Source organism: Nocardioides sp. (genome assembly GCF_041393715.1).
GTDB lineage: Bacteria > Actinomycetota > Actinomycetes > Propionibacteriales > Nocardioidaceae > Nocardioides.
On record NZ_JAWKJQ010000014.1, the window covers coordinates 25,129 to 50,481 of the forward strand.

Consider the following 25,353-nt stretch of genomic DNA (forward strand, 5'->3'; position numbering starts at 1 on the left):
GGCTCCTCCGAGAGGCGAGAGAAAAGACGTGGTGGATGCGGCGAGGCTAGGTGCCCAGCGCTGAGAGGACTCTGAGACGCTGGACCACGATGAGAGTGCTGCTGGTGGAGGACGAGCGTCCGTTGGCGGCGGCCCTGAGCCGCGGCCTCGGCGACGAGGGCTTCGTGGTCGATGTCGCCCACGACGGCGTGACCGGCTATGGCATGGCGCGGCACGGCGACTACGACGTCGTCGTCCTCGACATCATGCTGCCCGGCAAGCACGGCTACGACGTGCTGCGCGACCTGCGCACCGCCGAGGTGTGGACGCCGGTGCTGATGCTCACGGCCAAGGACGGCGAGTTCGACCAGACCGACGCCTTCGACCTGGGCGTCGACGACTACCTCACCAAGCCGTTCAGCTTCCCCGTGCTCGTCGCCCGGCTCAAGGCGCTGGTCCGGCGGGGCGCCCCCGAGCGACCCGTGGTGCTGACCAGCGGCGACCTCAGCCTGGACCCCAACACCCGCCTGGTCCGTCGCGGCGAGGTGCCGATCGAGCTGACGCCACGGGAGTTCCTCCTGCTGCAGTACCTGCTGCGCCGTGCCGGGGACGCGGTGACCAAGGGCGAGATCCTGGCCAACGTCTGGGACTCCGACTATCCCGGCAGCGACAACCTCGTGGAGGTCTACGTCGGCTATCTGCGCAAGAAGATCGACGTGCCCTTCGGCACCACGAGCCTGAAGACGGTGCGGGGCGTGGGCTATCGGCTGGCGCCCGACGTCACTCCCGAGGAAGCCTGAGCTCGAAGCGGCACCAGCCGTCATCGGCCTCCCCGGCCACCAGGGTGCCGCCGTGGGCGCGCGCGATGTCGGCCGCGATGGCCAGCCCCAGACCGGCGCCGCCCGTGTCCCGGTCGCGGGTCGCATCGAGGCGCACGAAGCGGTCGAAGACCCGCTCCCTGTCCTCTGCCGCCACCGGCGGGCCGTCGTTGTCGACCGTCACCACTGCCTCGTCACCGTCGGCGGAGAGCCCGACACGAACGGCCGACCGGGCGTAGCGTCCGGCGTTGTCGAGCAGGTTGCGCAGCACCTGGCCGAGGCGGTCGGGGTCGGCCACCGCGCGCACCGGCTCGGGGGCCACGGCGAAGGCCGGGCCGTCGACGGTCCGCACCTGGCGCACCGCCTCGACCACCAGGTCGTCGAGGTCGCACTCGCGCCGCCGCAGCGGCACCGCGCCGGCGTCGTACTTGCTCAGGGTGAGCAGGTCGTCGACGAGGCGCTGCAGGCGGAGGATCTCGTTCATCACGATCGGCCTGGTCTCCGCCCAGACCTGCCCGGTCGGGTCGGCGGCGGCCAGCTCGACCGAGGTGCGCAGCGTCGAGAGCGGGCTGCGCAGCTCGTGGCTGGCGTCGGAGACGAACCCCGCCTGGGCGGCGTAGGCGCCCTCGAGGCGGGTCAGCATCTGGTTCATCGTCTCGGCCAGCCGGGTCAGCTCGTCGCCGGTCTCGGGAACGTCGACCCGGTCGCCGATCGTGTGCCCGTCGATCTCGGCGAGCTGACCGCGGAGCCGCTCGACGGGCAGCAGGCTGGCCCCCACGGCCCACCTCACCAGGATCGCCGCGATCGCAAGCACCAGCGCGGCCGCGAGCCCCCCGGTCAGGAAGATGCGCGACTCCACGCCCTCCTCGATGTGCACCGGGCTGGCGACCACGACCGTCAGCGCCTCCCCGTCGACGCCGGTGGCGCCGCGGGCCACCAGCACGAACGCATCCCGGTCGATGCCCTCCAGACCGTCGACCTCCTCGACGAGGACGTGGCCGTCGGCGGGCTGCTCGTCGGTCAGGGGCTCCTGGAGGGCGTCCTCACGGGAGGCCGCCACCACCTGCCCGGAGCCGTCGATCACCTGCACGGTGATGTCGTTGCCGTTGGCGTGGTCACGCACCGGCACGGCGCTCGCGGGCTCGACCAGCTCGAGGGTGGACGCGAGCTGCTGCGCCTCGACCTCCGCGTGCCCGCGCGCGGAGCCGATCAGCGCGGCGTCGAAGACCCGCCAGAACAGCCACGTCCACAGCAGCAGCGTGAGCAGCAGCACCGTGATCGCGACCAGCAGGACGCGGGAGCGCACCCCGAACCCGTCGAGCACGGTCACCCCACCTGGGTGCCGACCAGCGAGCCGACGACGTGGGTGATCGCCATCGCCAGCACGCCGCCGGCGACGTTGCGGACCACCGCCCGGCCGGTCGGGCCGTAGCCGAGCCGCGCGCTGGTCCACCCGGTCAACGCCAGCGCCACCGCCACGGAACCGACGGTCACCCACAGTCGGACCGCCTCCGGCGACAGGGTGATGGTGAGCAGTGGGAGCAGCGCGCCGACGGTGAAGGCGACCATCGACGCGAACGCCGCGTGCCACGGGTTGGTCAGCTCGTCGGGGTCGAGGCCGAGCTCGACCTCGGCGTGCGCGGCCAGCGCGTCGTGCTCGGTGAGCTCCACGGCGACCTGGCGGGCGAGGTCCTCGCTGAGCCCCTTGTCCATGTAGAGCATGGTCAGCTCGGCCAGCTCCTCCTCGGGCTCCTCCGCGAGCTCGCGACGCTCCTTGGCGAGCAGTGCCTTCTCGGAGTCGCGCTGCGTGCTGACCGAGACATACTCACCGGCGCCCATGCTCATCGCGCCGGCGAAGAGCCCCGCGACCCCGGCCACCATGATCGCCGTGGTGTCGCTGGTCGCACCGGCCACCCCGACGACCAGGCTCGCCGTCGACACGATCCCGTCGTTGGCGCCCAGGACGCCGGCGCGCAGCCAGTTGAGCCGACCGCTGACGTTGCCCTCGTGGGGCTCGTCCTCATGCGGGCCGGGCTCGATCGTGTCGGGGTCGGGGGTCTGCGCGGTCACGGGGTGATCCTCGCATCCCTCTCCTGAGGAATCGGGTTGTGTGTCCCAGCCGTCGTGGTCCCCGCGGGGCCGGACACACGACCCGCCCGTACGACGACCGCGCGAGGGCCGACGTCGGCGGGACGGCGTACGTTGCGGGCATGAGCGCGACGGACACCGCGGAGTTGCGGCGACGCTTCCGAACCCTGCACCAGACGGGCATCTTCGTGATGCCCAACCCGTGGGACGTGGGGTCGGCCCGGCTGCTGGAGGTGGTGGGGTTCCCGGCGCTGGCCACCACGAGCTCGGGGCTCGGCGCCGCGCTCGGGCGCGACGACCAGACGGTCGGCCGTGACGAGCTGGTCCGGCACGTCGCCGAGCTGACCGCCGCGGTGGGCATCCCGGTGTCCGTGGACGCGGAGTGTGCCTTCCCCCGCGAGCCCGGCGGCGTTGCCGAGACGGTGCGGATGCTCGCCGACGCCGGCGCGAGCGGGGTCTCGATCGAGGACTTCGACCCGGTCGCGGGCGAGGTGCTGGCGCTCGAGCGGGCGAGCGAGGCGGTCGGGCAGGCGGTCGAGGCGGCCGCCCGCCACGGGCTGGTCGTGACCGCGCGGGCCGAGAACCACCTCTATGACCGTGACGACCTCGACGACACGGTGCGGCGGCTGCGGGCCTACGTCGCCGCCGGGGCCGACGCGGTCTATGCACCCGGGCTCACCGACGCCGACGACATCGCCCGCCTGGTCGCCGAGGCGGGCGCCCCGGTCAACGTGCTGGCGCTGCCCGGCGCCCCGTCGGTGCCCGAGCTCGGCCGGCTCGGCGTCCGCCGGGTGTCCACCGGCGGCGGCCTCACCTGGACGGCGTACGGCGCCCTCGTCGACGCCGCGCGCACCCTGCTCGACGAGGGCCGCTATGCGTTCCTCGAGCACGGGCTGGACCCCGAGGTGCGAGCCCGCGCCTTCGGCTGACGCGCCAGGGTCAGAGCCCGAGGTCGCGGCCGATGAGCTCCTTCATGATCTCGTTGGAGCCGGCCCAGATCTTGGTGACCCGGGCGTCTCGCCAGGCGCGTGCGACGCGGTACTCGTTCATGAAGCCGTAGCCGCCGTGCAGCTGCACGCAGTGGTCGAGCACGTCGTTCTGCACCTGCGCCGTCCACCACTTGGCCTTGGCGGCGTCGATCGGCGTGAGCTCGCCGTCGCAGTGCGCGAGCACGCACTGGTCGACGAAGGCCTGGGTGACCTCGACCCGGGTGACCAGGTCGGCCATCAGGAACTTGTTGTGCTGGAAGTGCCCGACCGGCTGGCCGAAGGCCTGGCGCTCCTTCACGTAGTCCAGCGTCTCGTCGAGGATCTGGCGGGCGTGCGCCAGGTTGGTGACGGCCGAGCCGAGCCGCTCCTGCGGCAGCCAGGTCATCATGTGGATGAAGCCCTCGTCGAGCTGACCGACGATGTTCTCGTCGGGCACCCGGACGTCCTCGAAGAACAGCTCGGCGGTGTCGGACTCGTCCTGTCCGACCTTGTCGAGCTTGCGGCCGCGGGAGTAGCCCTCGCGGTCGGCCTCGACGGCGAACAGGGTGATGCCGCGCGCCTTCTTCTCCGGGCTGGTGCGGGCCGCGACGAGCACCAGGTCGGCGGAGTAGCCGTTGGTGATGAACGTCTTGGAGCCGTTGAGGACCCACTCGTCGCCGTCGCGGACGGCGGTGGTCTTCAGCGCCGCGAGGTCGGAGCCGCCGCTCGGCTCGGTCATCCCGATCGCGGTGAGCAGCTCACCGGAGCAGAAGCCCGGGAGCCAGCGCTGCTTCTGCTCCTCGGTCGTCAGGTGCACGAGGTAGGGCGCCACGATGTCGCCGTGGATGCCCACGCAGGACGGGAGCGCCATGTTGACCTTGGCGAGCTCCTCGGTGAAGACCGCGTTGAAGCGGTAGTCGCCGGCCTCCGCGCCGCCGTACTGCTCGGGCACCTCGAGGCCGAGCAGGTCCTGCTTGCCGGCCGCCAGCCAGAACGACCGGGGCAGCGCCTTGGCCTCCGCCCAGTCCTCCAGGTGGGGCCGGGCCTCGCGGTCGAGGAACTCCCTCGCCGACTCGCGGAAGGCCTCGTGGTCCTCGGTGTAGATCGTGCGCCTCATGCCGAGATGCTACTGGCCGGTAATCAGAGCCGGCCACCCTCCGTGACCAGCATCTCCTCGACCCAGGCGGGAACCAGCAGCGACGCGGGGCCGTGCCGGGTCTCGTCGAAGACCGAGCTGGCGGCGCTGCGGTCGAGGTTGAGCTCGAGGGTCCGGGCGCCATGATGTCGCGCGGCGACGACGAAGCCGGCGGCCGGGTAGACCATGCTCGAGGTGCCGATCGACACGAACAGCTCGGCGTCGGCCAGCGCCTCCTCGATCAGGTCCATGCCGTGCGGCACCTCGCCGAACCAGACGATGTCGGGTCGCAGCGTCGGCTCGCCACAGGTGGGGCACGCGGGGCCGTGGGCCAGGTCGTCGTGCCACACGGTGCGGGCGCCGCACGCCAGGCACCGGGCAGAGCGCAGGTGGCCGTGCATGTGGTGGACCCGCGTCGAGCCGGCACGCTCGTGGAGGTCGTCGACGTTCTGGGTGACGACGAGCAGGTCGTCTCCGAGGACCGCCTCCAGGTCGGCCAGCGCATGGTGGGCGGGGTTGGGGTCGACGCCGGCGAGCGCGGCCCGGCGGGCGTCGTAGAACCGATGGACGACGTGGGGGTGGGCCTCGAAGGCCTCCGGGGTCGCGACCTCCTCGACGCGGTGGCCCTCCCAGAGCCCGTCGGCGTCGCGGAACGTCGGCACCCCGCTCTCGGCGGAGATGCCGGCGCCGGTGAGTACGACGACCTTGGCGCGGCCCATGAGTCAGTCCTACCAGGACGACGAGGGGCGTGGGAGCGTCGTACGGTGTCGGCATGCGCAGCCACGACCTCGCTCAGCTCAACATCGGCCGACTCGTCGCCTCCGAGGACTCCCCCGTGGTGGCGCCGTTCATGGAGGCGCTCGACGAGATCAACGCGCTCGCCGAGGCCAGCCCGGGGTTCCTCTGGCGGTTCCAGACCGAGGACGGCAACGCGATCGCCGAGCGGCCGTTCCCCGACGACGCCTCGATGCTCGTCAACTTCTCGACCTGGGAGTCGGTGGAGGCGCTGGCCGACTATGTGTTCCGGTCGGCGCACGTGGGTTCCTGCGCCGGCGCCGCGAGTGGTTCGAGCGGCTCGACTCGGTGGTGACGGTGCTCTGGTGGGTCCCGCGGGGCCACCGGCCGACGGCCGCGGAGGCGATCGAGCGGCTCGAGCACCTGGAACGGCACGGCCCGACGGCGTACGCCTTCACGTTCCGCAAGCGCTTCGACCCGGAGGCCGCGGAGGCGGCGGACGACCGGCGCCTGCCCGGACGAGCGTCGACGCTGTCTCGTGTGTTCCCGGCCTGACGCGTCCCACAACCCCGGGGCGCGTGTCCCCGTCGGGGCGGGTCGTGTGTCCCCGCCCGCGGAGACTACGACGGCTCGGACACACAACCCACAACCCGGGGGTCGTGTCCCCGCCCGCGGAGACTACGACGGCGCAGACACACAACCCACAACCCCGGCGGGTCGGGTGTGCCCCCCCGCGGAGACTACGACGGCGCAGACACACGACCCGGGGGGTGCGGGCGCGCGATGGAGGTCGCCAGCGAGACCAGGTGACCGAGCCGGGCGAGCTCGGAGTCGAGGAACTCGGGGCCGCCGGTGCGGCCGAGCACCACCATCTCGCCCGGACCGATCGGGGCCGCGCAGCACAGCGTGTCGCCACCGTCGCGGTCGGGGAGCCGGCTGGCCTGGAGCAGGTCGGTCCAGACGAGGTCGGCGGGCGCGGCGTCGGTGGCGCGGACCACCGCACCACCGGCCTCGGTCTGCTCGACCCGGGCCGCCCAGTCGGCTCGGAAGGTGATCGGCAGCATGCCGACCAGGGCGTCGAGCGCCTCGGCGCCGAGTGTCGTCAGCTCCTCCACGACCTCGAGGTCGAGGAAGAGGTTGCCGCCGGCGGCATAGTGGGTGATCCAGATGACCTCCACGCCGTCGAGGGCGTGGCACGCGGACACGACCGAGTCGGGCATCGCTCCGGGCGGCATCTCGAGCAGCACGTCGTCGACGGCCACGCCGTCGTGGCGGTGCTCGACGATCTCGATCGCCTCGATGTCGGCGCCGGCCTGGCCGATCGCCGTGGCGACGCGGCCCAGCGACCCGGGCACGTCGGGCAGGGCGACCCGCAGGAGGTAGGGCATGCAGCGAGGCTAGCCGGAGGTGGTTACGCAGGTGTTTCACTGCCCGGAGTGCGGGCGAGGCGCTGCCGCAGTCCGGAGGCGCGCAGGGCACGGCGCTCCACCGCGGCGCGTACGGCGGCCTCGGTGCCGACCACCCGGACCCGGGACTGAGCACGCGTGACGGCGGTGTAGAAGAGCTCGCGGGAGAGCAGCCGGGAGTCGTCGTCGGGCAACAGGACGGTGACCTCCTCGGCCTGACTGCCCTGGCTCTTGTGCACGGTCATGGCGTGCATCGTCTCGACGTCGGCGAGCCGGGTGGTTGCCAGCGACACCGGCGCCGCGGCGCTCGCGATGACCGCGCGCAGCCCGTCGCCGGCGCGGACCACGACCCCGGTGTCGCCGTTGTAGAGACGCAGGCCGTAGTCGTTGGCGGTGACCAGCAGCGGCCGGCCGGCGTACCACTCGCGGCCCCAGGCGCCGCCGACCGGCGTGCCGAGCTCGTCCCCCAGCCAGCGCTCGACCTGTCGGTTCCAGTGGCCGGCCCCGAACGGACCCTCGCGGTGGGCGCACAGCAGGCGATGCCGGTCGAGGGCGGCGAGCGCCGACGACGCGTCGCCGGCCTCGGCGGCGGCGTGCACCTCGCGGGCGGCGGCCAGCGCCACCTCGCGGACCGCGGCCGACGCGTCGACGACCGAGGGGTCGACGAGCTCGACCTCGTCACCGCCCTCGTGGAGCAGCGCGAGGGCCGTGTCGGCGTCACCGTCGCGGATCGCGGCGGCCAGCGCGCCGATCTGCTCTCCGAACCGGTGGGAGGTGCGCAGCGCGACGACCGAGCCCGGGTCGCGCTCCCCCAGCCCGGCCACCAGGTCGGCCAGCACGGCGCCGGCCTCGACGGAGGCGAGCTGGTCGGGGTCGCCGACCAGGACCAGCCGGGTCTGCGGGCGCACCGCCTCGAGCAGCCGCGCCATCATCGTCAGCGAGACCATCGAAGTCTCGTCGACGACCACGACGTCGTGGGGCAACCGGTTGTCGCGGTCATGGCGGAACCGCGTGTGGCTGCCCGGCCGGAAGCCCAGCAGCCGGTGGAGGGTGAGTGCGGGGGGCAGGTGGTCGAGCCGCGCCCGGTCGTCGGCGGGCAGCTCTCGGGTGGCGGCCGCCACGGCCTCCTGCAGTCGCGCGGCCGCCTTGCCGGTGGGGGCCGTGAGGGCGACCCGGAGACGGACGCCGGCCGCCTCCTCCTGCTCGGCCAGCAGCGCCAGCAGCCCCGCGACGGCGGTGGTCTTGCCGGTGCCGGGCCCGCCCGTCAGCACGGTGGTCCACCGGTCGGCGGCGGCGGTGGCGGCGGCTCGCTGCTCGTCGAAGCCGGCGGGGAAGACGCGGCCCGCCGCCGCCGTCAGCAACGTGGGGTCGACCGGGGGCGCCGGCCGGGCGGCCCTGGCCACCAGGTCGTCGGCGACCTGCCCCTCCTCGCGCCAGTAGCGGTCGAGGGAGACCAGGCCGTCGTCCACGTGCAGCACCGACGCCGCCACCAGCGGGCTCGCGGCGACGGCCGCCAGCCACCCCGACGGCTCGGGCCACGGCAGCGACGGATCGAGGTCGGCCACCTCGACGAGGTCGAGGGCCACCGAGCCGCGGCGTACGGCTCGGACGGCGAGGGCCACCGCGAGCCGCACCGACTCGTCGGGCTCGTCGACGAGCTCGCCCACCCGGGTGGCGACATGGAGGTCGCTCGCCTCCAGGACGCCCGCCTGGTTGAACGCCGCGAGCAGGCCGGTCGCCGAGCGGGCCAGGCGGCGGTCATGACGGCCGTCGGGTTCGAAGAGCTCCGTCACGAGGCCCCCTCTCCGGCCAACAGGTCGGACACGGCGGTCACCAGGGACGCCGGAGGTGACCAGCTGAAGACGCCGCTGGGGTGGCCGTCGACGACCGGCGACGCGGGGCCGCACATGCCGCGGAGATAGAGGTAGAGCACGCCACCGAGGTGCCGCTCGGGGTGGTAGCCCGGCAGCCGCCAGCGCAGGAAGCGGTGCAGGACCACGGAGTAGAGCATCGCCTGCAGGGGGTAGTGCGAGTGCAGCATCGCGGCGGCCAGCTCGGCCGGGCCGTAGTCGGCGGCGGTCACCGGGCGCCCCGGCTCGCCGAGCAGGTTGGTCTTGTAGTCGACGACGATGAACCGCGGGTCGCCGCCCGGGCCGGAGGCCCGCAGCACCACGTCGATCGACCCCGAGAGATAGCCACGCAGCACCTGACCGCCCAACAGCGGCCGGTCGAGCGTGGCGGCGTAGGGGGCCAGCGGGTCGTCGGCCGGCAGGTGCGCACGCCACAGTCCCGCCAGCTCGCCGAGCAGCACCCGCGGGGTCCGGCCGCGGGCGTCGCCGCCGGCCAACGGGAACTCGAAGTCGAGCTCGCAGAGCCGGTCGCGCAGCGGCAGGTCGGCCAGCGTGAGACCCGCGGCGAGTGGTCCGAGCGGCGTGTGGTGCAACGGCACCAACGCGTCGGCGATCGCCTCGGGCGTCGCGTCGACGGGCCACCAGCCGAGCTGCTCGGTCACCCGGTCGAGCAGCTCGGCGCGCAGGTCCGGAGCCTCGGGGTCCGCGTGCTCCAGCACCGCATGGACCAGGCTGCCGAACCCGGCACCGGCGGGCAGCTCGGCCATCGGGGACACCGGTGCCTCCGCCACCGGGGCTGCCGGGCCCGCCGGCTCGTTGTCGTCGAGCTCGGCCGGCTCGTCGTCGAGCGGCCGTCGCTCGGGCTCGCTGGTGACACCCGGCTCGGACTCCTCGACCCGGATCAGCCCGGAGTACGACGTCCGCCGCCAGTCGGTGTCGATCGCGCGGTCGAACACCCGCGCGGCGAGCGACGGCGGGGCCGCGGCAGGCGCGACGACCGGCGGGTCGGCCACGACGCTGCGTTCGTAGGCCGGGCCGCGCAGCTCCTCGATCATCCGCAGCACCTGGTGGGCGTAGTCGTCGTCCTTGACCGGCATCCGGTCGGGCACCGCGGGCTGGCCGGGCTGCCGCCCGAAGAGCAGCCGGTGCAGTCCCCCGTCGGGGGTGTTGGCCGTCGGCGCCCACCAGGCGACGACCTGCGACTGGGCCCGGGTCAACGCGACGTAGAGCTCGCGCAGCTCCTCGCCGGCCTCCTCGGCGCGGTGCCGCGCGACATGGTCGGACCACTGCGGGCCGGAGCCCGACACGTCGAGGGTCCGGACCCCGGAGTCGTGGAACAGCGCCTGGTCGACGGTGTGCAGGAACTTCTCGAAGACGAAGGGGAGATAGACCAGCGGGTACTGCAGACCCTTGCTGGCGTGGATCGTGACGATCTGCACCGCCGCGGCGTCACTGTCGAGGCGGCGCGTGCGTTCGCTGGTGGGGGCGTTGCGCTCACGCTCCTCGCGCAGCCAGTGGAGCAGCGCCGTGAGACCGAGGCGCTCCCGGGTCGCGACGTCGTGGAGCAGCTGGGCGAGGTGACGCAGGTCGGTGAGGAGCCGCTCGCCGTCGGTGCGGCCGAGCACCCGCGCGGTCAGCCCGCGCTCCTCGGCGGCCTCGAAGAGCGCGGCGACCCCCCGGCCGCGCAGCAGCAGCGCCCAGCCGCGCAGCACGTCGGCGACCTCGTCGGTGAGGTCCTCGCCGCGCTCGTCGAGGTCGGTGGTGGTCATCCCGAAGAACGACGTCAGGGCCGCGGCGCGCACCCGCCTCGACTGGTGCGGCTGGTCGAGGGCCTCGAGCAGCGCCACCATCTCGTCGGCCGCGGGGGTGAGCAGCACGTGGCCGCCGCCGGCCAGCACCGCGGGCACGCCTCGGGCGACCAGCTCGGACTGGACCAGATGCCCCTGGTCACGGGTGCCGACGAGGACGGCGACGTCGGCGGCGACGAGTGGGCGGTCGTCGTAGGTGGCTCCGGAGGCGAGGGCGCCGACGATGTCGGCGGCGCAGTCGGCCGCGATGTGGTCGCGCACCGCCCGCATCGGGATGTCACCGGCCCGGGTGAGCCGGAAGCCGTCGCGGGCGACCGCGCGGAGCCGGAAGGGCTCGGGATGCGGGAGCGCGCCGAGCCGGGAGCCCTCGTGGGCGGCTCGCACCTCACGCACGGTGATCTCCTCGTCGCCGAGGGCAGCGTTGCGCAGCACCACCTGCAGCCGCTCGACGAGCGCGGCGTCGGAGCGCCAGTTGGTGCCGAGCGTGGCGCGCCGTGTCGCGGTCGCCGCCGCGGCGAGGTAGGTCACGACGTCGCCGCCGCGGAAGGCGTAGATCGCCTGCTTGGGGTCGCCGATCAGCACCACCGTGGCGTGGCCGACGAAGGCCCGCTCGATCACCTGCCACTGGACCGGGTCGGTGTCCTGGAACTCGTCGACCAGCACGATCCGCCAGCGGGAGCGCATCCGGTCGCGGGCCGGGGCGGCTGGGTCGGCGAGGGCCTCGGCGAGCCGGCCGAGCAGGTCGTCGTAGCTCAGGATGCCCAGGCGCTGCTTGCGCCGCTCGACCTCGGCCCGCACGGCGAGCGCGAAGGCGACCCGGGCGCCGCCGGCGGTGTCCGGATCGGGGTCGGCGGGCGTCAACGCGGCCTGCGGGTCGCCGACGGCGGCGTAGGCGAGGGTGAGCGCCGCGCCGCGGTCGAACGGCGGCGCCTCGGCCAGGTCGCCGAAGCGCTGCAGGTAGAGGTCGTCGACGACCTCCTCGACCAGCTCGTCGAGGTTCTCCACCAGCGCTGCGCCGGCCTCGGTGTCGCCTGCCACGCCCAGCGAGCGGAGCACGAGATGGCAGAACTGGTGGGTGGTCGCGATGGTGGCGGTGTCGAACTCGGCCAGCGCGTCGCGCAGCCGCTGCCGGCGCCGCGCGAGCTCGGCCGCGTCGACGTCGAGCAGCTGCCCGACGTAGGCATGGTCCGGATCGGCGGACGCCGGGTCGGCCAGGGCGCGCTCGACGATCAGCAGGTGCTCGCGGACGCGCTCGCGGAGCTCCTGGCTGGCCGCGCGACCGAAGGTGATCACCAGCAGCTCGTCGAGCCGGGCGACGCCCTCGGCGACATAGCGGGCGACCAGCGCGGCCACGGTGTAGGTCTTGCCGGTGCCGGCGCTGGCCTCGAGCAGCGTGGTGCCCGACGGCAGCGGGCCGGTCAGGTCGAACGGCGTCAGCTCGGCGGGGCTCCCGGTCATCACCAGCTCCCCTGCTCGGCTCGGAGCAACGGGCTCCACAGCCGCAGCGCCAGCGCCCCGAACCGCGAGGTCTCCCCGGGGTGCTCCTCGCCCGGCAGCGGCGGCACCTCGCGACCGGGGATCGGGGAACCCGGCCCGTACGCCCGGAGGTTGGCGGCGTCGGACTGCTCGCCCGGGAACCGGCCGTCGTCCCAGTCGAACCCCGCCTTGCGCAGCGCCTCGGCCACCGGGGCGTCGGTGCGGCGCAGCCGGGCGTAGGAGAACGACGCCTTGATCGGCAGCGGCAGCGGCTCGCACAGGCCGCGGTCACGCAGGTCGACGAGGTCGCGGAGCACCGAGCGCGCGGTGAGGTCGTCGAGCGGCCCGAGCAGCGAGACGGCGTGGTCGTCGCGGGAGCGGGTGTTGGTCGGCCGCCCGATCGTGTGGGCGGTCCAGTTGTGGTCGGGGTCGGCCGCCGACAGGGCCAGCAGCCGCAGCCAGGCGTGCAGCCGGTGGCGGGCGCCCAGCCGGGAGAAGCTCACGGCCACCAGCCGGTCGCCGTAGACCTCGGGGACGGTGCCCCGCAGCCAGCGCCCGTCACCGAGGTCGAGGTCGACGTCGACCGCCGTCGCCGGGCGGGTACGACGGTCGCGGGCGGCCTGCGCCAGCGGCATCGCCTGGTCGAGGAGTCGGCCGAGCGACCGCCAGCCGAGCCTCCCGGGGGGCAGCACGCCGCGCCGCCACTCCTGCTCGCGGGCGACCTGGGGCGGCAGGCCGGCCAGCAGGTCGTTCACCAGCCGCTCGCCGACCTGCCACTGCGCGAGATGGTCGATCTCGACGGGGAGCGTGTCCTGCGGCTGGTCCTCCTCGAAGGGCAGCGCGACGTCGAGTCGGGTCCGCAGGAAGTCGCCCACCGGGTTGCGATAGAAGCGCAGCAGGTCGTCGAGCGAGACGTCGCCCTCCGGTCGGGGGGCGAGCGGCCCGGGCAGGAACGCCGGCGGCGGCACCCGCGGCGCCGAGGCGGCGCGGGCCCCGGCGACGGCGGTGGCGTCGAAGGTGAACGGATGACCGGGCACCAGTGCCCCGGGCTCGGCGTTGCGCCGGTCGAAGGGCTGCAGCGGATGACGCACCGTCACCGCGGCACCGACCGGGCCGTCGGGCGCGGTCGCCGTCTCGTCGAGGGCGTCGAGCAGCTCGCCCAGCGGCACGGCGGGTGGCCGCTCGCGGCCGGTGAACGGGTCGGCGCCGGTGTAGCTGACGACCAGCGTCTGGGTGGCGGCCAGCACCGCATCGAGGAGGAGCTGGCGGTCCTCGCTGCGCGGGTCGCGCTCGCCGGTGCGCGGCTCGCGGGCCAGCAGGTCGTCACCGTCGACGACACCCGCACGCGGGAACACCCCGTCGTCGAGGCCGAGCAGGCACACCACCCGATGCGGCACCGACCGCATCGGGACCATCGTGCAGACGGTGAGCGTGCCGGTGCGGAAGTTGGCGCGGGTGGGTCGGCCCGCGAGCCGCTGGCCGACCAGCGTGCGCACGTCGGGGAGTCTCAGGTCGCCGGACGCACCCGCGCGCGAGCCGTGCGACCCGGCCGCCTCGGCCCCCACCCGGGACAGCTCGCGCTGCACCTGCCCGGACTGCCAGGCCTGGTCGGCGGCGACGTCGGTCAGCGCCGTCACCGCGTCGCCCAGCGCCGTCAGCCAGTGCTCGAGCGGATGGCTGCCGACCAGGGCGTCGGTCGCCGCGGCCAGCCGGTCGACGTACTCGGCGAGGCGGCCGACGAGGTCGACCTGGGCGCTGCCGACGTCGTCGAGCGGCAGGGTGCGGTCGAGCCAGGTGCGCGCGTCGGCCGACATGGTCACGCCGGCGAGCACCCGGTCGAGGCCGAACCGCCAGGTGTTCTGGACGACGCCGGCGAGCCCGAAGTCGGCGCGGTGCTCGGCGTCGAACGCCCAGCGGACGCCGGCCTCCCGCACCCAGTCGGCGAGCTGGTCGAGGTCATCGTCGGTGAACCGGAACCGGCGGCGCACCGGCTCGGCGTGGGCCAGGTCGAGCACCTCGCTCGCCGTCGCCCGGCCGCCGGCCAGGTCGAGCAACCGGGCCGCGACGGACAACAGCGGGTTGGTCTGGGTGAGCGCCCGGTCGGCGAGCCGGACCCGCAGCCGGTGGGCGGGGTGGCCCGCCTCGCCCACGACCTCGGCCAGGCCGAACGACGCCTGGATCAGCGGCGCATAGCCCTCGATGTCGGGGCACATGACGAGGATGTCGCGCGGCTCGAGTGTGGGGTCGTCGGCGAGCAGCCCGAGCAGCACCTCGCGCAGCACCTCGACCTGGCGCGCGGGACCGTGGCACGCATGCACCTGGACGCTGCGGTCGGTGGCGGCCAGGGCTCGGGTGGTGCGGGGGCCGGGGGCGTTGGCGGCCAGGTCGGACTGCAGCCAGGCGAGCAGCGTGTCGGAGCCGTCGGTTGCCGGCGAGGCGGCCAGCGCCTCGGAGGTCGCCCAGGTCGCCGTCGCGAGCGTGCGCTCCAGCTCGCGTACGTCGCGGCCCAGGGTGGCGAGCAGCGGGTGCCCGACCCGGTCGTGGCTGTGGTCGTCCGCCCGCGCCACCGGTCCCGGCAGGTCGGAGAGCGACTGCCACAGCGCCTCGGAGGGGTGCGGCAGCCAGAGGTGCACGTCGCGATGCTGGGCGAGCGCGGCCAACAGCTCGACCTCGGTGGTCGGCAGCCGGGTGTGGCCGACCAGCGAGATCCGGCCCGGCAGGTCGACCGAGCGCGGGTCCTCGCGCAGCCGGTCGAGGGTCGCCGCGTGCAGCTCGTGCGGCGGCGGGGCGCCGACCCTGCGGAGGACGCGACGCCACAGGTGAGGCTGCCAGGCGAGGTCGGCCGGGACGTGGTCGCCGGCGCCATCGGTGTCGCGCCCGGCGGTCCAGTCGGCGAGCACCGTCGGCCGCTGCTGGGCATAGGCGGCGAACAGTCCCGCGACGCGGCGCGCCACGGCGTACCTGCGGCCGCGGCGGAGGTCGCCCTCCTCCCCGTCGAGGCCGTGGCCGAGGTGTCGGGCGAGGACGGTCGCCCACGGCTCGTCGAGGGACTCGTCGAGCGCCGCCAGCACCGACCAGGCGAGCGGGTCGGGGGCCCACGGGTCGTCGTCGCGGGTGCCGCTGATCTCGCCGCGCAGCGACCAGGGCGAGCGGAAGTCGACCCCGGCACAGACGCCGTCACCGGCCTCCCCGGCCCCGAGCACGTGGGAGAGCCGCTGGGACAGCCAGCGCTCCATGCCGCGGGCCGGCACCACGACGATCTCCGTGGCGAACGGGTCCTCCAGGGGGGTCGCCAGCAGCGCTGCCAGCCCGTCGGCCAGCACGTCGGCCCGCCCGGCGCGATGGAGGTGCAGTCCCACGCACGGCACCCTACGGGCCGCAGCCGACGCCGTACCGCCGGGCGACCACGGCCAGCCCCGGCGCCGGGGTTTCCTCCTCCGAGGAGCGAAACCGCGAAATGCGGCACCGAAATCATCCATCTCGCTCCTCGGAGGAGCGAACCGTCACACCAGCCCCACCCCACGAGCACCCCCACCGTTGCGCCTTCAGCAACTCAATGCGCCATAAGAGACAAACGCCACACCCAGGAGTAGCGTGCCGAGCATGCTGTCCGACATCGAGATCGCCGACGCCGCCGATCTGCAACCCATCGTCCCGCTGGCCCAGGAGCGGCTCGGGATCGAGCCCGAGGCCCTCTCCCCCTACGGCCACACCAAGGCCAAGGTCTCGCTGCCCTACATCCGCGGGCTGGCCGATCGTTCCGACGGCACCCTGATCCTCGTCACGGCCATCTCGCCCACCCCCGCGGGCGAGGGCAAGACCACCACCTCGGTCGGCCTGGCCGACGGTCTCTCACGCCTCGGCAAGAACGCGATGGTCGCCCTCCGCGAGCCCTCGCTCGGCCCGGTCTTCGGCATGAAGGGTGGCGCGGCCGGCGGCGGCTACGCCCAGGTCGTGCCGATGACCGACATCAACCTGCACTTCACCGGCGACTTCGCCGCCATCGCCCTGGCCACCAACCTGCTGGCGGCGCTGATCGACAACCACGTCCACCACGGCAACGCGCTCGAGATCGACCCGCGCACGGTCAGCTGGAAGCGCGTGGTCGACCTCAACGACCGGGCGCTGCGCGACATCGTCGTCGGCCTCGGCGGGGTGGCCAACGGCTTCCCGCGCGAGGACGGCTTCGACATCGTGGTCGCCTCGGAGGTGATGGCGATCTTCTGCCTCGCCGAGTCGATCGCCGACCTCAAGAAGCGGCTCGGCGACATCGTGATCGGCTACAACCGGAGCAAGCAGCCGGTGACCGCACGCGACCTCAACGCCCACGGCGCCATGACGGTGCTCCTGCGTGACGCGTTCGCCCCCAACCTGGTGCAGACCCTCGAGCACACCCCGGCGATGATCCACGGCGGCCCCTTCGCCAACATCGCCCACGGCTGCAACTCCGTCGTCGCGACCCGCACCGCGCTGAAGCTCGCCGACTACGTCGTCACCGAGGCCGGCTTCGGGGCCGACCTCGGTGCTGAGAAGTTCATCGACATCAAGTGCCGGGCGAGCGGCCTGCGCCCCTCCGCGGTCGTCGTGGTGGCGACGGTCCGCGCCCTGAAGTACCACGGTGGGGTGCCGCTGGCCGACCTGCAGCAGGAGAACGTCGACGCGATCGCCGCCGGCATGGCCAACCTGCGCCGCCACATCCGCAACGTGCGCGACGTCTACGGCCTGCCGATGGTGGTCGCGGTCAACCGGTTCCCGAGCGACACCGACCTGGAGATGAAGACGGTCGTCGACCTGGTGGCCGAGGAGGGGGCGGTGGCCGTCCCCGCCACCCACTTCGCCGACGGCGGTGCGGGCGCCGAGGCCCTGGCGACCGCCGTCCTGGAGACGATCGAGGCCACCACCGAGGACAAGTTCTCCTTCGTCTACCCCGACGAGATGCCGCTGGCCGACAAGGCCGAGGCGGTCGCCACCTGGGTCTACGGCGCCGGACACGTCTCCTGGGACGCCAAGGCCCGCCGCCGGCTGGAGCGGATCGAGGCCGACGGCTACGGCCACCTGCCGATCTGCGTCGCGAAGACGCAGTACTCCTTCTCCACCGACCCGGCCGCGCTGGGCGCCCCCACCGGTCACACGGTCAACGTGCGCGAGGTGCGGCTCGCCGCCGGAGCGGGCTTCGTGGTGCTGGTGACCGGCGACGTCATGACGATGCCCGGGCTGCCCAAGGTGCCGGCGTCCGACCACATCGACATCGACGACGAGGGCCGCATCGTCGGTCTCTCCTGAGCCGACCCGGACCCCACGCCGGGCGTACGCCGGCCCCGCACCCACCCGAGGCGAGTGCGGGGCCGACGGGTGCTCCCCCCGGAGCTGGTCAGGCGGACAGGTCGCGGCGCTCCTCGACGTGCGTGACGCGCTGACGCTGCTGGTTCATCACCAGCGCGAGCACGATCGCCAACACGCCGACCGCGATCAGGATCCACCCGAGCGGACCCTCGTCCACCCACGTGCTTCCGACGTTGACGACATCGAAGGCGAGCACCAGCCCTGCGAGCAGCAGGATGATTCCCAGTCCTACTCCCATCTCGCGCCCCCCTAGAACACGCGCCGACGGCTGCCGCCGATCGGCACGAAGTTCAGGATCAGGCCCACCACCAGCAGGATCAGGCCGATGGTGGTCAGGATCGGGATGCTGGCGACAAGGCCGACGATCAGGAGGATCAGACCTAGGACGATCATGGAGACACTTCCTTCAGTTTTGGTGCCCGTCCGGCGCCGGAGAGGCACAGCGAGTCAAGCGACGTCGCCGCAGATCCGGTACCCCCCAAGGGGTGAAGGCATGCACCCTCGTTCGCAGTACGATCCGTAGGTGACGATCCGGATGGCGGTGGTGAACGACTACGAAGTGGTCGTCCACGGGGTCGCGGCCATGCTCCGGTCCTACACCGACCGGATCGAGGTGGTCGAGCTCGACGCCGACTCCTCGGTCCTGTCGAGCGTCGACATCGCCCTCTACGACACCTTCGCGCAGCCACAGGGCGACCAGGAGGCGGTGACCCGGCTGGTCCGCAACCCCCGGGTCGGCAAGGTCGTCGTCTACACCTGGAACCTCGACCCGCGCACGGAGCAGGCGAGCCTCAGGATCGGCGCTGCCGGCTATCTCTCCAAGCGGCTCACCGCCGGCGAGCTGGTCAGCGCGCTCGAGGCCGTCCACGGTGGCGAGGTGGTCGCGTCCGCCGAGGACAGCAGCAAGGCGCCGATCGGTGGCGACTGGCCGGGGCGCGAGGAGGGTCTGACGCCGCGGGAGTCGGAGGTGCTGTCGCTGATCACGCAGGGGCTCTCCAACAAGGAGATCCTCGACCGCACCGGTCTGTCCATCAACTCGGTGAAGTCCTACATCCGCTCCTGCTACCGCAAGATCGACGTGACGAGCCGCTCGCGTGCGGTGCTGTGGGGCATCGACCACGGCTTCCAGCCCGACCGCACCCGCACCGTCTCTCCGCAGATCCCCGGTGCCGACTGACGTCACGGCGGTCGTGCGGATCTCACCAAAACCCCTCTAGACCAGTCGCTTCGCTCCTATCCTCGACGGGTGCCCGGAGAGCAGGGCGGTCCTCGCCTCTACGTCCCCGTGGTCGTCGCGCTGACGGTGTGCGGCTTCTTCCTCTGGTTCGTCTGGTCGCAGGCGGCGCCGAGCCCGGAGCCCACGCCCAGCCAGACCGCGGTGGTCGACCCTGCCCTCACCACGATCGCCACCGTGGTCGACACCGAGACCGGTCAGCCGCTCCCGGACGCCTGGCTCACCGAGGTCCGTGACGGAGCGGACCCCCGCCGCGCGGACGCCGGCGGTCGGGTCACCCTGCAGCTGGACGCACCCGTGCTGGTGCGGGCCGGTGCGCCGGGCTACTCCTCGCGGGTGCTGGCGATCGCTCCCGGTCAGCAGCCGGCGGTCGACCTGGTCCGGCGTACGCCGGGCAGCGTGTCGCTGCGCTTCGGTGGCGACGTGATGCTGGGCCGCCGATTCTACGAGCCACTGCCCGACGGCGAGACCTGGTTGACCGACCCGGCCGGCATCGAGAAGCACGAGGCGGTGCTGCAGCACATCGCACCGCTGCTGGCTGACGCCGACGTGACCGTGGTCAACCTCGAGACCTCGCTGGTCAAGGACCCCTACTTCAGCGGCACCCGCCCGAAGCGGTTCCAGCAGCAGAAGGACCTGGTCTTCGCGACCGCGCCTGCGGCCGCGATCGCGCTGAAGCGCTCCGGTGTGGACGTCGTCGACCTCGGCAACAACCACGTCTACGACGCCCTGGGCGAGGGTCTCGACTCCACGCTGCGCAGCGTCGACGCCGCCGGCCTCGTCCACTTCGGCGCCGGCCGGACCCCGGCCGAGGCCTGGGCGCCGGCGTACGTCGAGGCGCGCGGCCAACGCATCGCCTTCATCGGCTGCACGACGGTGACCGGCTCCGACTACGACATCCACTACGTCGCCGGCCCCGGCCAGGGTGGCGCCGCCGAGTGCGCGCCGGTGCCGATGCGCCGGGCGATCGCGACCGCGCAGCGCAATGCCGACGTGGTCGTCGTGATGATGCACGGCGGCGTGGAGTACCAGCAGACCCAGGACCCGACGGTGCGCGCGATGACCGACCTCGCCGCCGGGGCGGGCGCCACCCTGGTCGTCAACGGGCACCCGCACGTGGTCGGCGGTGTCGTCGAGGACCGCGGCGCCCTGGTCGCCGAGACGATGGGCAACCTCGTCTTCGACCAGAACCTCTGGTCGACACTGCGCTCCTACCTGCTCCGCGTCGACCTGCGCGACGGCACCCCGGTGCGCAGCCAGATCGACCCGTTCGCCGTCGCCGACTACTCCCCCGTGCCCACGACCGGCCCGCTCGCCTCGTCCTCGGCCCGGGTGGCCGCGGGACTGCTCCCCGGTCCGCTACTGCTGAGCGCCGGCGGCGCCTCCACCACCCGGCTGCCCACCGCGGGCACGCCTCCGATGGAGGGCACGGCCGGCGAGATCCTGCCGCTCCCCGACGGCAGCTGGCTGCCACCCGGCCAGGACGACGTGGTCCTCGGCGAGGACCTGCTCTACGGCACCGGCACCTACGAGCGGATGGACACCGCCTCCGACGGGACCACCCCCCTGCTCTGGTCGCTCGGCAAGTACACCCGGGTGGGCAACGACGCGGCCTGCACCGGCAGCCGTGGACTGCACGCCGTCCGCCAGCCCGCGCGCGACTTCGACGTGGTCGCCTATCCCGCCCACCGGGTCCCGGTGACGCCCGGCGACCACCTCAGCCTGGTCGTGAGCGTGTCCACCGCCTCGCAGGGCGCGCAGGCCGAGATCCGGTGGTACGCCGAGATGTCCGGGCCGAGCAGCGACATCGCCGTGCTGCCCCTGGGTCCCTCGAAGGCCGGCGACGGCTGCCACCAGGTGCGCCTCGACGTCGTCGTACCCGACGGGGTCACCGCCGCCCAGCCCTACCTCCGCCTGGGCGACCCGGGCGGCGTCACCCGAGCCGGCGAGCTGATGGTCGACGACGTGCGCCTCATCCGCTGGGCCGCCCCCGGCGCCGGTGGACGCCTCTATGACGCCGTCGACTTCCGCCGCGACGCCACCGTCTCCCCGGTCACCGACTCCCGCTGAGGCGAGCCGGACGAGCGTTCCCGGCGCGTCGCCGCGGACTCCTCGGGTGGCCCACCCAGCCGACCAGGGCACCTGTCCTGCGCAGCCGATGAGCGGATGAGTCGGGATCGGAGACCTATGGTGTTGACATGTCCAACCTGGCGCGCATTCGGAGGCTGGTGCTCGGAGCGGTGAGGATCCCCGCGTTCCTCGGGTTGGCACTCGTGCTGCCGGGATGCTCTTCGGACAACGGCTTGGCCACCCGCGAGGTCACCCGCGATGGCTACGGATCGACCTGGCCGCTGACCGTTGACCGCGCGGTCTTGGCCTGTGAGCCGGGTGAGGTTCCGACAGTCACCGTGAAGGGTCGGTCCTTTGGGCTGCGTGAGACATCGACGGACCTGCCCCGGGGGCTGCTCCGGATTTGGGCAGACGACCCGGCGACTGGCCAGCCCATGGACCCAGCCCCGCTGCTTGACGACGCGCTCGCACTCTGCGACTGACCGCACTCGTCTGCCGCGTAGCGTGCGCAACGCTGCTGCCGAGGTCGACGCCGGCGTCGAGCATGGCTACTTGCCGGGGACGTAGCCGCCGTCGCGGGTAGCAACAAGGCACTCGCCCGCCTGGACCGCCATCCCGAAGTCACGACAACTGCCGTTGAACCGTGGCTCCATGTACGTGACCTCCGGGAACTGGAAGGCAAGTGCAGTGAGATGCGCCCACAGCACGTCGGACTGGGCGCTGGTGGTGCTCTGGAGACCTGCCCTCGTGAGATCGAGGTCGATGATCGCCCGCTCCCCGTCGAGCCTGACGCTGTTCAGCATGCCGGGCTGCCCGACGGACACGAAGTTGCGTCGCTCCGATCGACTAGGACCCTCGAGGTATTCGACGACGGCCCGTTGCAGCCGCTGCCTAGTATCCGCCCCGGGATCGACGTGGCGGGCGAGTCCGACTGCACTCCGCGGATCCTTCCCGGTGTTCAGGTCCGGCTTGCAGGCGAAGTAGACCAGCACGACGCCTTGGCCACGCTCGACATCGTCGCCCCGACAGGCCGATCCATGGGTCGCCGCAGGCGAAGGGGCCGGAGCCTGCGGCGTGACCGCGGGCTCATGGGTGCGCCCTGGCACGCCAGGGCCGGATGGTGAGCAGGCAGTGAGCAAGAACAAGGCAGCGAGGCTCGCGGCGATACGCATCGACTCTCGACCTTCCCACTAGACATCACCTGCACATACGACGATGGTGTATGTCCCTCGGTTGTCCGGATCTCGGCTGCAGATCAGGGCATGGGTGAGGGGTGTCCGGCCTCGGCACACGCGGTACCCGACTGGCGAGGCCGCGGAAGAACGCGCCCGCGCGAACCGTGTCGACGTCGACTCTCAGCGGTGCCCGGCTCCCAGCCGCAGCCGGAGCACCACCCCGCCGTGGTCCGAGGGCCACAGCCCGGTGGCCGGGTCACGGTCGGTGACCGAGGTGCCAGTGACGCGGCCCTTGTCGACGGCGTACCCCGCCCCGCGGGCCGAGCGCCCGAAGACCATGTCGATGCGGTGGTCGAAGCCGTCGCCGGTCGCGTCGTCGACGGTCTCCGACAGGCCGGAGGTCCAGCCCTCCTCCGCAGGTGCCCAGCGCAGCCACTCGTCGGTGAAGCCGCCCGCGCCGGTGACCAGGTCGTAGGGCGCCTTGTGCGGCACGTGGTCGAAGGGCTTGGTCGAGTCGTTGAGCGGGTCGGAGTTGCAGTCGCAGACGAAGATCACGTCGCGGTCCGTCGGGGTCGCCGCCAGCAGCTCGCTCACCTGCGCCAGCGCCAGGTCGGAGCTGAACGCCTCCAGGTGGGTGTTCACGAAGCGGAAGCGCTGGTGACCCTTGCGCACGTCGACCCACTGGTAGCCCCGGTCGAAGCTGGTCGGGACGCCGGCCACGCTGACCTGCAGGTTGTTGCTGTAGACCGCGCCGCCGCTGTCGAGCACCCGCATGCCCCGGCCGGCGCGCATCAGGATCACGTCGCGCATGGTCATCCGCACGTCGCGGACCGTCCCGCCCATGGTGCCGTCGAACGGGCTCCCGGTGAAGCTCGGCGCCTCGACGTCGGCTCGGTCGCCCACACTGACCGCGACGTAGTGCTGACCCCGCGCGGCCAACGCGTCGAGCAGCAGCTGGAGGTAGTCGTAGTCGACCGTGGTCGCGTTGGGCACGCCCACCTGGGTCAGCTCCAGGGGCCCACTGCGCCACAGGGCGACCTCCTGGAGGCCGACCAGGTCGGGTCGGGTCCTGGCGATCTCCTGGGCGATCAGCCCGGCGCGCACCGGGAAGTTCGTCCGGTCGACGATCTCGCGGGTCTGGTGCGTCGCGTTGGCGAGGGCGACCAGCACGTCCTGGGGCGACCCGCCCGCCGCCTGCGCCGCCAGCGCCGCGTTGACGGGCCGGTTGATGTCCGCCCCCAGGTAGAGGTTGCGGGTCATGACGGTGACCGGCTCACCGCGCTTGTCGTGCCCCTTCCCCCCGGCGTACGCCGGCCCGCTCAGGCCCACCGTCGCGATCGTCGTCGCCAGCGCGGCCACCGCCGCCGCGACCGCCTGCCACCTGACGCCACGCGTCCGTGCCCTGGTCCCCATGCCGATCCTCCTCCGTGCTCATCCTCTGGGGCGATCCTCGCCCCGCGGCGCGCTGCTGGCAATGGCCGGTCGAAGTTGTGGAGACCCGCACGGGCGGCCAAGGTAGGTCCATGGCCACCCGCGAGTACGAGCTCGACACTGCCGCCCGAGGGGGACCGCTCCGCGTCCGCACCCGCGGCCGGGCGGTGCTCTCGAACCCGATGACCAACCGGGGCACGGCTTTCACCGACGCGCAGCGGCGCGAGCTCGATCTCGTCGGGCTGCTCCCCACGGGCGTGACCACGATGGAGAACCAGACCCGCCGGCTCTACGAGCAGTTCCGCCGCACGTCCACGCCGTTGGGCAAGTACCTCCACCTGTCGGCGGTCCGCGACCGCAACGAGGTGCTGTTCTACCGGCTGCTGGCCGACCACCTCGAGGAGATGCTGCCGATCGTCTACACGCCCACCATCGGTGAGGCGATCGAGCGGTTCAGCCACGAGTTCAACCGACCCCGCGGGGTGTTCCTCTCCATCGACCGGCCCGAGGACGTCGAGCGCTCGCTGCTCGACTACGGCCTCGGCGCCGACGACATCGACCTGCTGGTGGTCACCGACTCCGAGGGCATCCTGGGCATCGGCGACCAGGGTGTGGGCGGCATCCAGATCGCGATCGGCAAGCTCTCGCTCTACACCGCGGCCGCCGGCATCCATCCGCGCCGTGGCATCCCGGTGGTGCTCGACGTGGGGACCGACAACCTCGGTCTGCTCAACAACGAGATGTACCTCGGCGAGCGGCACGCCCGCGTCCGCGGGCAGCGCTACGACGAGTTCATCGACCACTTCGTGACCACCGCCCGACGGCTGTTCCCGCACGCGATGATCCACTGGGAGGACCTCGGCCCGGCCACCGCCCACCACCTGCTCGACCGCTACGCCGACGTGTGCACCTTCAACGACGACATCCAGGGCACGGCCGCCGTCGTCCTGGCCGCGATCATGGCCGGAGTCGACGTCACCGGCCAGGACCTCGCCGACCACCGGATCGTGATCTTCGGCGCGGGCAACGCCGGCATCGGCATCGCCCAGCTGGTGCGCGAGCGGCTGGTCCGGTCGGGGCTGACCGAGGCCGAGGCGCTCGACCGCTTCCACGCGATCGGCATCAACGGCCTCTACGTCGACGACCAGCCCGAGCTGATGGCCTTCCAGAAGCCCTACGCCCGGCGGCGCGAGGAGCTCGCGGGCTGGACGATCGCCGACCCGCGGCACATCACCCTCGACGAGGTCGTCCGCGAGGTCCGGCCCACCATCCTGATCGGCACCTCCACCCGCGGCGGCGCGTTCAGTCAGTCGATCGTGCAGGAGATGGCGGCGCACTGCCCGCGGCCGATCATCATGCCGCTGTCCAACCCGACCAGCCGGGCCGAGGCGACGCCCGCCGACGTCCTGGCCTGGACCGACGGGCGAGCCCTGGTGGCGACCGGCAGCCCGTTCGGCTCGGTCGACCACGGCGGCGTGCGCTACCAGATCGCGCAGGCCAACAACGCGCTGATCTTCCCCGGCCTGGGGCTGGGCGTCGCGGCCTGCCGCGCCTCACGGGTGACCGACGGGATGGTCGGGGCGGCGGCCGACGCGCTGGCGGGCCTGGTCAACGCCTACCGCCCCGGCGCCTCGCTGCTGCCGTCGCTGGGCGAGCTGCGGATGGTCTCGGCGACCGTCGCCGTCGCCGTGGCTCGAGCCGCCGAGGCGGAGGGGGTCGCCGAGGCGCCCCTGACCGACCCGGTGCAACAGGTGTTCGCGCGGATGTGGCAGCCGGAGTACCCGCCGATCGAGGCGATCTGAGTCCCGCGCGTCGCGAGGCTCAGGACAACAGCTCG

General features: G+C 73.1%; 19 protein-coding genes and 1 pseudogene. 8 read left to right on the plus strand and 12 right to left on the minus strand.

The genetic code is table 11. The features are described from left to right. Positions 1-89: 89 nt before the first annotated feature. Positions 90-779 carry a response regulator transcription factor gene (locus tag R2740_RS17625; protein ID WP_371304002.1) on the plus strand — a complete coding sequence of 230 codons (690 nt, stop codon included), beginning with the start codon at positions 90-92 and terminating at the stop codon, positions 777-779. On the opposite strand, the gene R2740_RS17630 is transcribed toward R2740_RS17625, so the two are convergent. After that, positions 760-2,127 (minus strand): sensor histidine kinase, encoded by a 1,368-nt coding sequence (locus R2740_RS17630; protein ID WP_371304003.1) that lies wholly within the window; start codon positions 2,125-2,127, stop codon positions 760-762. The two genes, R2740_RS17625 and R2740_RS17630, sit on opposite strands and share 20 nt — an antisense overlap. Beyond that, positions 2,124-2,867: a VIT family protein gene (locus R2740_RS17635; RefSeq protein WP_371304004.1), complete on the minus strand. Its 744-nt coding sequence runs from the start codon at positions 2,865-2,867 to the stop codon at positions 2,124-2,126. Before R2740_RS17635 ends, R2740_RS17630 begins: the two co-directional genes overlap by 4 nt. Before the next feature lie 140 nt (positions 2,868-3,007). Here R2740_RS17635 and R2740_RS17640 point away from each other — a divergent pair, with 140 nt between their 5' ends. Further along, positions 3,008-3,814 (plus strand): isocitrate lyase/phosphoenolpyruvate mutase family protein, encoded by an 807-nt coding sequence (locus tag R2740_RS17640; RefSeq protein ID WP_371304005.1) that lies wholly within the window; start codon positions 3,008-3,010, stop codon positions 3,812-3,814. A gap of 10 nt (positions 3,815-3,824) precedes the next feature. On the opposite strand, the gene R2740_RS17645 is transcribed toward R2740_RS17640, so the two are convergent. Together R2740_RS17645 and R2740_RS17650 are read right to left on the minus strand one after the other, a co-directional pair. Further along, the gene (locus R2740_RS17645) at positions 3,825-4,970 is read right to left on the minus strand and encodes an acyl-CoA dehydrogenase family protein (protein WP_371304006.1); all 1,146 of its coding nucleotides are present in this window, start codon (positions 4,968-4,970) and stop codon (positions 3,825-3,827) included. A gap of 23 nt (positions 4,971-4,993) precedes the next feature. Next, a complete protein-coding gene (locus R2740_RS17650) occupies positions 4,994-5,707 on the minus strand; it encodes an NAD-dependent deacylase (protein WP_371304007.1) in 714 nt (237 codons plus the stop codon). Between the two features lie 53 nt (positions 5,708-5,760). Between R2740_RS17650 and R2740_RS17655 the strand changes: the two are divergent. Next, positions 5,761-6,278 (plus strand): annotated as a pseudogene (locus tag R2740_RS17655) (DUF3291 domain-containing protein). Positions 6,279-6,463: 185 nt separating this feature from the next. On the opposite strand, the gene R2740_RS17660 reads toward R2740_RS17655, so the two are convergent. From R2740_RS17660 to recC, 4 genes are read right to left on the minus strand one after another with little or no spacing between them, the layout of a single operon-like run. Then, the gene (locus R2740_RS17660; RefSeq protein ID WP_371304008.1) at positions 6,464-7,111 is read right to left on the minus strand and encodes an ACT domain-containing protein; all 648 of its coding nucleotides are present in this window, start codon (positions 7,109-7,111) and stop codon (positions 6,464-6,466) included. Between the two features lie 23 nt (positions 7,112-7,134). Beyond that, positions 7,135-8,922, minus strand: coding sequence for an exodeoxyribonuclease V subunit alpha (gene recD / locus R2740_RS17665; RefSeq protein ID WP_371304009.1), 1,788 nt, complete (start codon positions 8,920-8,922; stop codon positions 7,135-7,137). Next, positions 8,919-12,245, minus strand: coding sequence for a UvrD-helicase domain-containing protein (locus tag R2740_RS17670; RefSeq protein WP_371304010.1), 3,327 nt, complete (start codon positions 12,243-12,245; stop codon positions 8,919-8,921). Before R2740_RS17670 ends, recD begins: the two co-directional genes overlap by 4 nt. Beyond that, on the minus strand, positions 12,245-15,622 hold the full coding sequence (gene recC / locus R2740_RS17675; RefSeq protein WP_371304011.1) for an exodeoxyribonuclease V subunit gamma: 3,378 nt from the start codon (positions 15,620-15,622) through the stop codon (positions 12,245-12,247). Before recC ends, R2740_RS17670 begins: the two co-directional genes overlap by 1 nt. A gap of 244 nt (positions 15,623-15,866) precedes the next feature. Here recC and R2740_RS17680 point away from each other — a divergent pair, with 244 nt between their 5' ends. After that, positions 15,867-17,546 carry a formate--tetrahydrofolate ligase gene (locus R2740_RS17680; protein ID WP_371304012.1) on the plus strand — a complete coding sequence of 560 codons (1,680 nt, stop codon included), beginning with the start codon at positions 15,867-15,869 and terminating at the stop codon, positions 17,544-17,546. Positions 17,547-17,634: 88 nt separating this feature from the next. Here R2740_RS17680 and R2740_RS17685 read toward each other — a convergent pair whose 3' ends face one another. Both R2740_RS17685 and R2740_RS17690 read right to left on the minus strand, forming a co-directional pair. Beyond that, positions 17,635-17,844: a DUF6458 family protein gene (locus tag R2740_RS17685; protein WP_371304013.1), complete on the minus strand. Its 210-nt coding sequence runs from the start codon at positions 17,842-17,844 to the stop codon at positions 17,635-17,637. A gap of 11 nt (positions 17,845-17,855) precedes the next feature. After that, positions 17,856-17,999 carry a hypothetical protein gene (locus tag R2740_RS17690; RefSeq protein ID WP_371304014.1) on the minus strand — a complete coding sequence of 48 codons (144 nt, stop codon included), beginning with the start codon at positions 17,997-17,999 and terminating at the stop codon, positions 17,856-17,858. A gap of 130 nt (positions 18,000-18,129) precedes the next feature. On the opposite strand from R2740_RS17690, the gene R2740_RS17695 reads away from it, so the two are divergent. From R2740_RS17695 to R2740_RS17705, 3 genes are all read left to right on the plus strand, one after another. Beyond that, a complete protein-coding gene (locus tag R2740_RS17695; RefSeq protein ID WP_371304015.1) occupies positions 18,130-18,783 on the plus strand; it encodes a DNA-binding response regulator in 654 nt (217 codons plus the stop codon). Between the two features lie 69 nt (positions 18,784-18,852). Further along, complete coding sequence (locus tag R2740_RS17700; RefSeq protein ID WP_371304016.1) at positions 18,853-20,910, plus strand: CapA family protein; 2,058 nt, start codon at positions 18,853-18,855, stop codon at positions 20,908-20,910. Positions 20,911-21,038: 128 nt separating this feature from the next. Then, a complete protein-coding gene (locus tag R2740_RS17705) occupies positions 21,039-21,392 on the plus strand; it encodes a hypothetical protein (RefSeq protein ID WP_371304017.1) in 354 nt (117 codons plus the stop codon). 66 nt (positions 21,393-21,458) lie between these two features. On the opposite strand, the gene R2740_RS17710 is transcribed toward R2740_RS17705, so the two are convergent. Both R2740_RS17710 and R2740_RS17715 read right to left on the minus strand, forming a co-directional pair. Beyond that, positions 21,459-21,902 carry a hypothetical protein gene (locus R2740_RS17710; RefSeq protein ID WP_371304018.1) on the minus strand — a complete coding sequence of 148 codons (444 nt, stop codon included), beginning with the start codon at positions 21,900-21,902 and terminating at the stop codon, positions 21,459-21,461. Between the two features lie 363 nt (positions 21,903-22,265). Continuing rightward, positions 22,266-23,498 (minus strand): endonuclease/exonuclease/phosphatase family protein, encoded by a 1,233-nt coding sequence (locus R2740_RS17715; RefSeq protein ID WP_371304019.1) that lies wholly within the window; start codon positions 23,496-23,498, stop codon positions 22,266-22,268. Between the two features lie 110 nt (positions 23,499-23,608). On the opposite strand from R2740_RS17715, the gene R2740_RS17720 reads away from it, so the two are divergent. Beyond that, positions 23,609-25,318, plus strand: a complete 1,710-nt coding sequence (locus R2740_RS17720) for an NAD-dependent malic enzyme (RefSeq protein ID WP_371304020.1) — start codon at positions 23,609-23,611, stop codon at positions 25,316-25,318. Positions 25,319-25,353 lie beyond the last annotated feature (35 nt).

Excerpts from the sequence above, each read along its gene's own strand:
- R2740_RS17625 (WP_371304002.1), top strand. The coding sequence starts at position 90 with ATGAGAGTGCTGCTGGTGGAGGACGAGCGTCCGTTGGCGGCGGCCCTG.
- R2740_RS17640 (WP_371304005.1), top strand. The coding sequence starts at position 3,008 with ATGAGCGCGACGGACACCGCGGAGTTGCGGCGACGCTTCCGAACCCTG.
- R2740_RS17645 (WP_371304006.1), bottom strand. The coding sequence starts at position 4,970 with ATGAGGCGCACGATCTACACCGAGGACCACGAGGCCTTCCGCGAGTCG.
- R2740_RS17650 (WP_371304007.1), bottom strand. The coding sequence starts at position 5,707 with ATGGGCCGCGCCAAGGTCGTCGTACTCACCGGCGCCGGCATCTCCGCC.
- R2740_RS17660 (WP_371304008.1), bottom strand. The coding sequence starts at position 7,111 with ATGCCCTACCTCCTGCGGGTCGCCCTGCCCGACGTGCCCGGGTCGCTG.
- R2740_RS17670 (WP_371304010.1), bottom strand. The coding sequence starts at position 12,245 with ATGACCGGGAGCCCCGCCGAGCTGACGCCGTTCGACCTGACCGGCCCG.
- R2740_RS17680 (WP_371304012.1), top strand. The coding sequence starts at position 15,867 with ATGCTGTCCGACATCGAGATCGCCGACGCCGCCGATCTGCAACCCATC.
- R2740_RS17685 (WP_371304013.1), bottom strand. The coding sequence starts at position 17,844 with ATGGGAGTAGGACTGGGAATCATCCTGCTGCTCGCAGGGCTGGTGCTC.
- R2740_RS17690 (WP_371304014.1), bottom strand. The coding sequence starts at position 17,999 with ATGATCGTCCTAGGTCTGATCCTCCTGATCGTCGGCCTTGTCGCCAGC.
- R2740_RS17705 (WP_371304017.1), top strand. The coding sequence starts at position 21,039 with ATGTCCAACCTGGCGCGCATTCGGAGGCTGGTGCTCGGAGCGGTGAGG.
- R2740_RS17715 (WP_371304019.1), bottom strand. The coding sequence starts at position 23,498 with ATGGGGACCAGGGCACGGACGCGTGGCGTCAGGTGGCAGGCGGTCGCG.
- R2740_RS17720 (WP_371304020.1), top strand. The coding sequence starts at position 23,609 with ATGGCCACCCGCGAGTACGAGCTCGACACTGCCGCCCGAGGGGGACCG.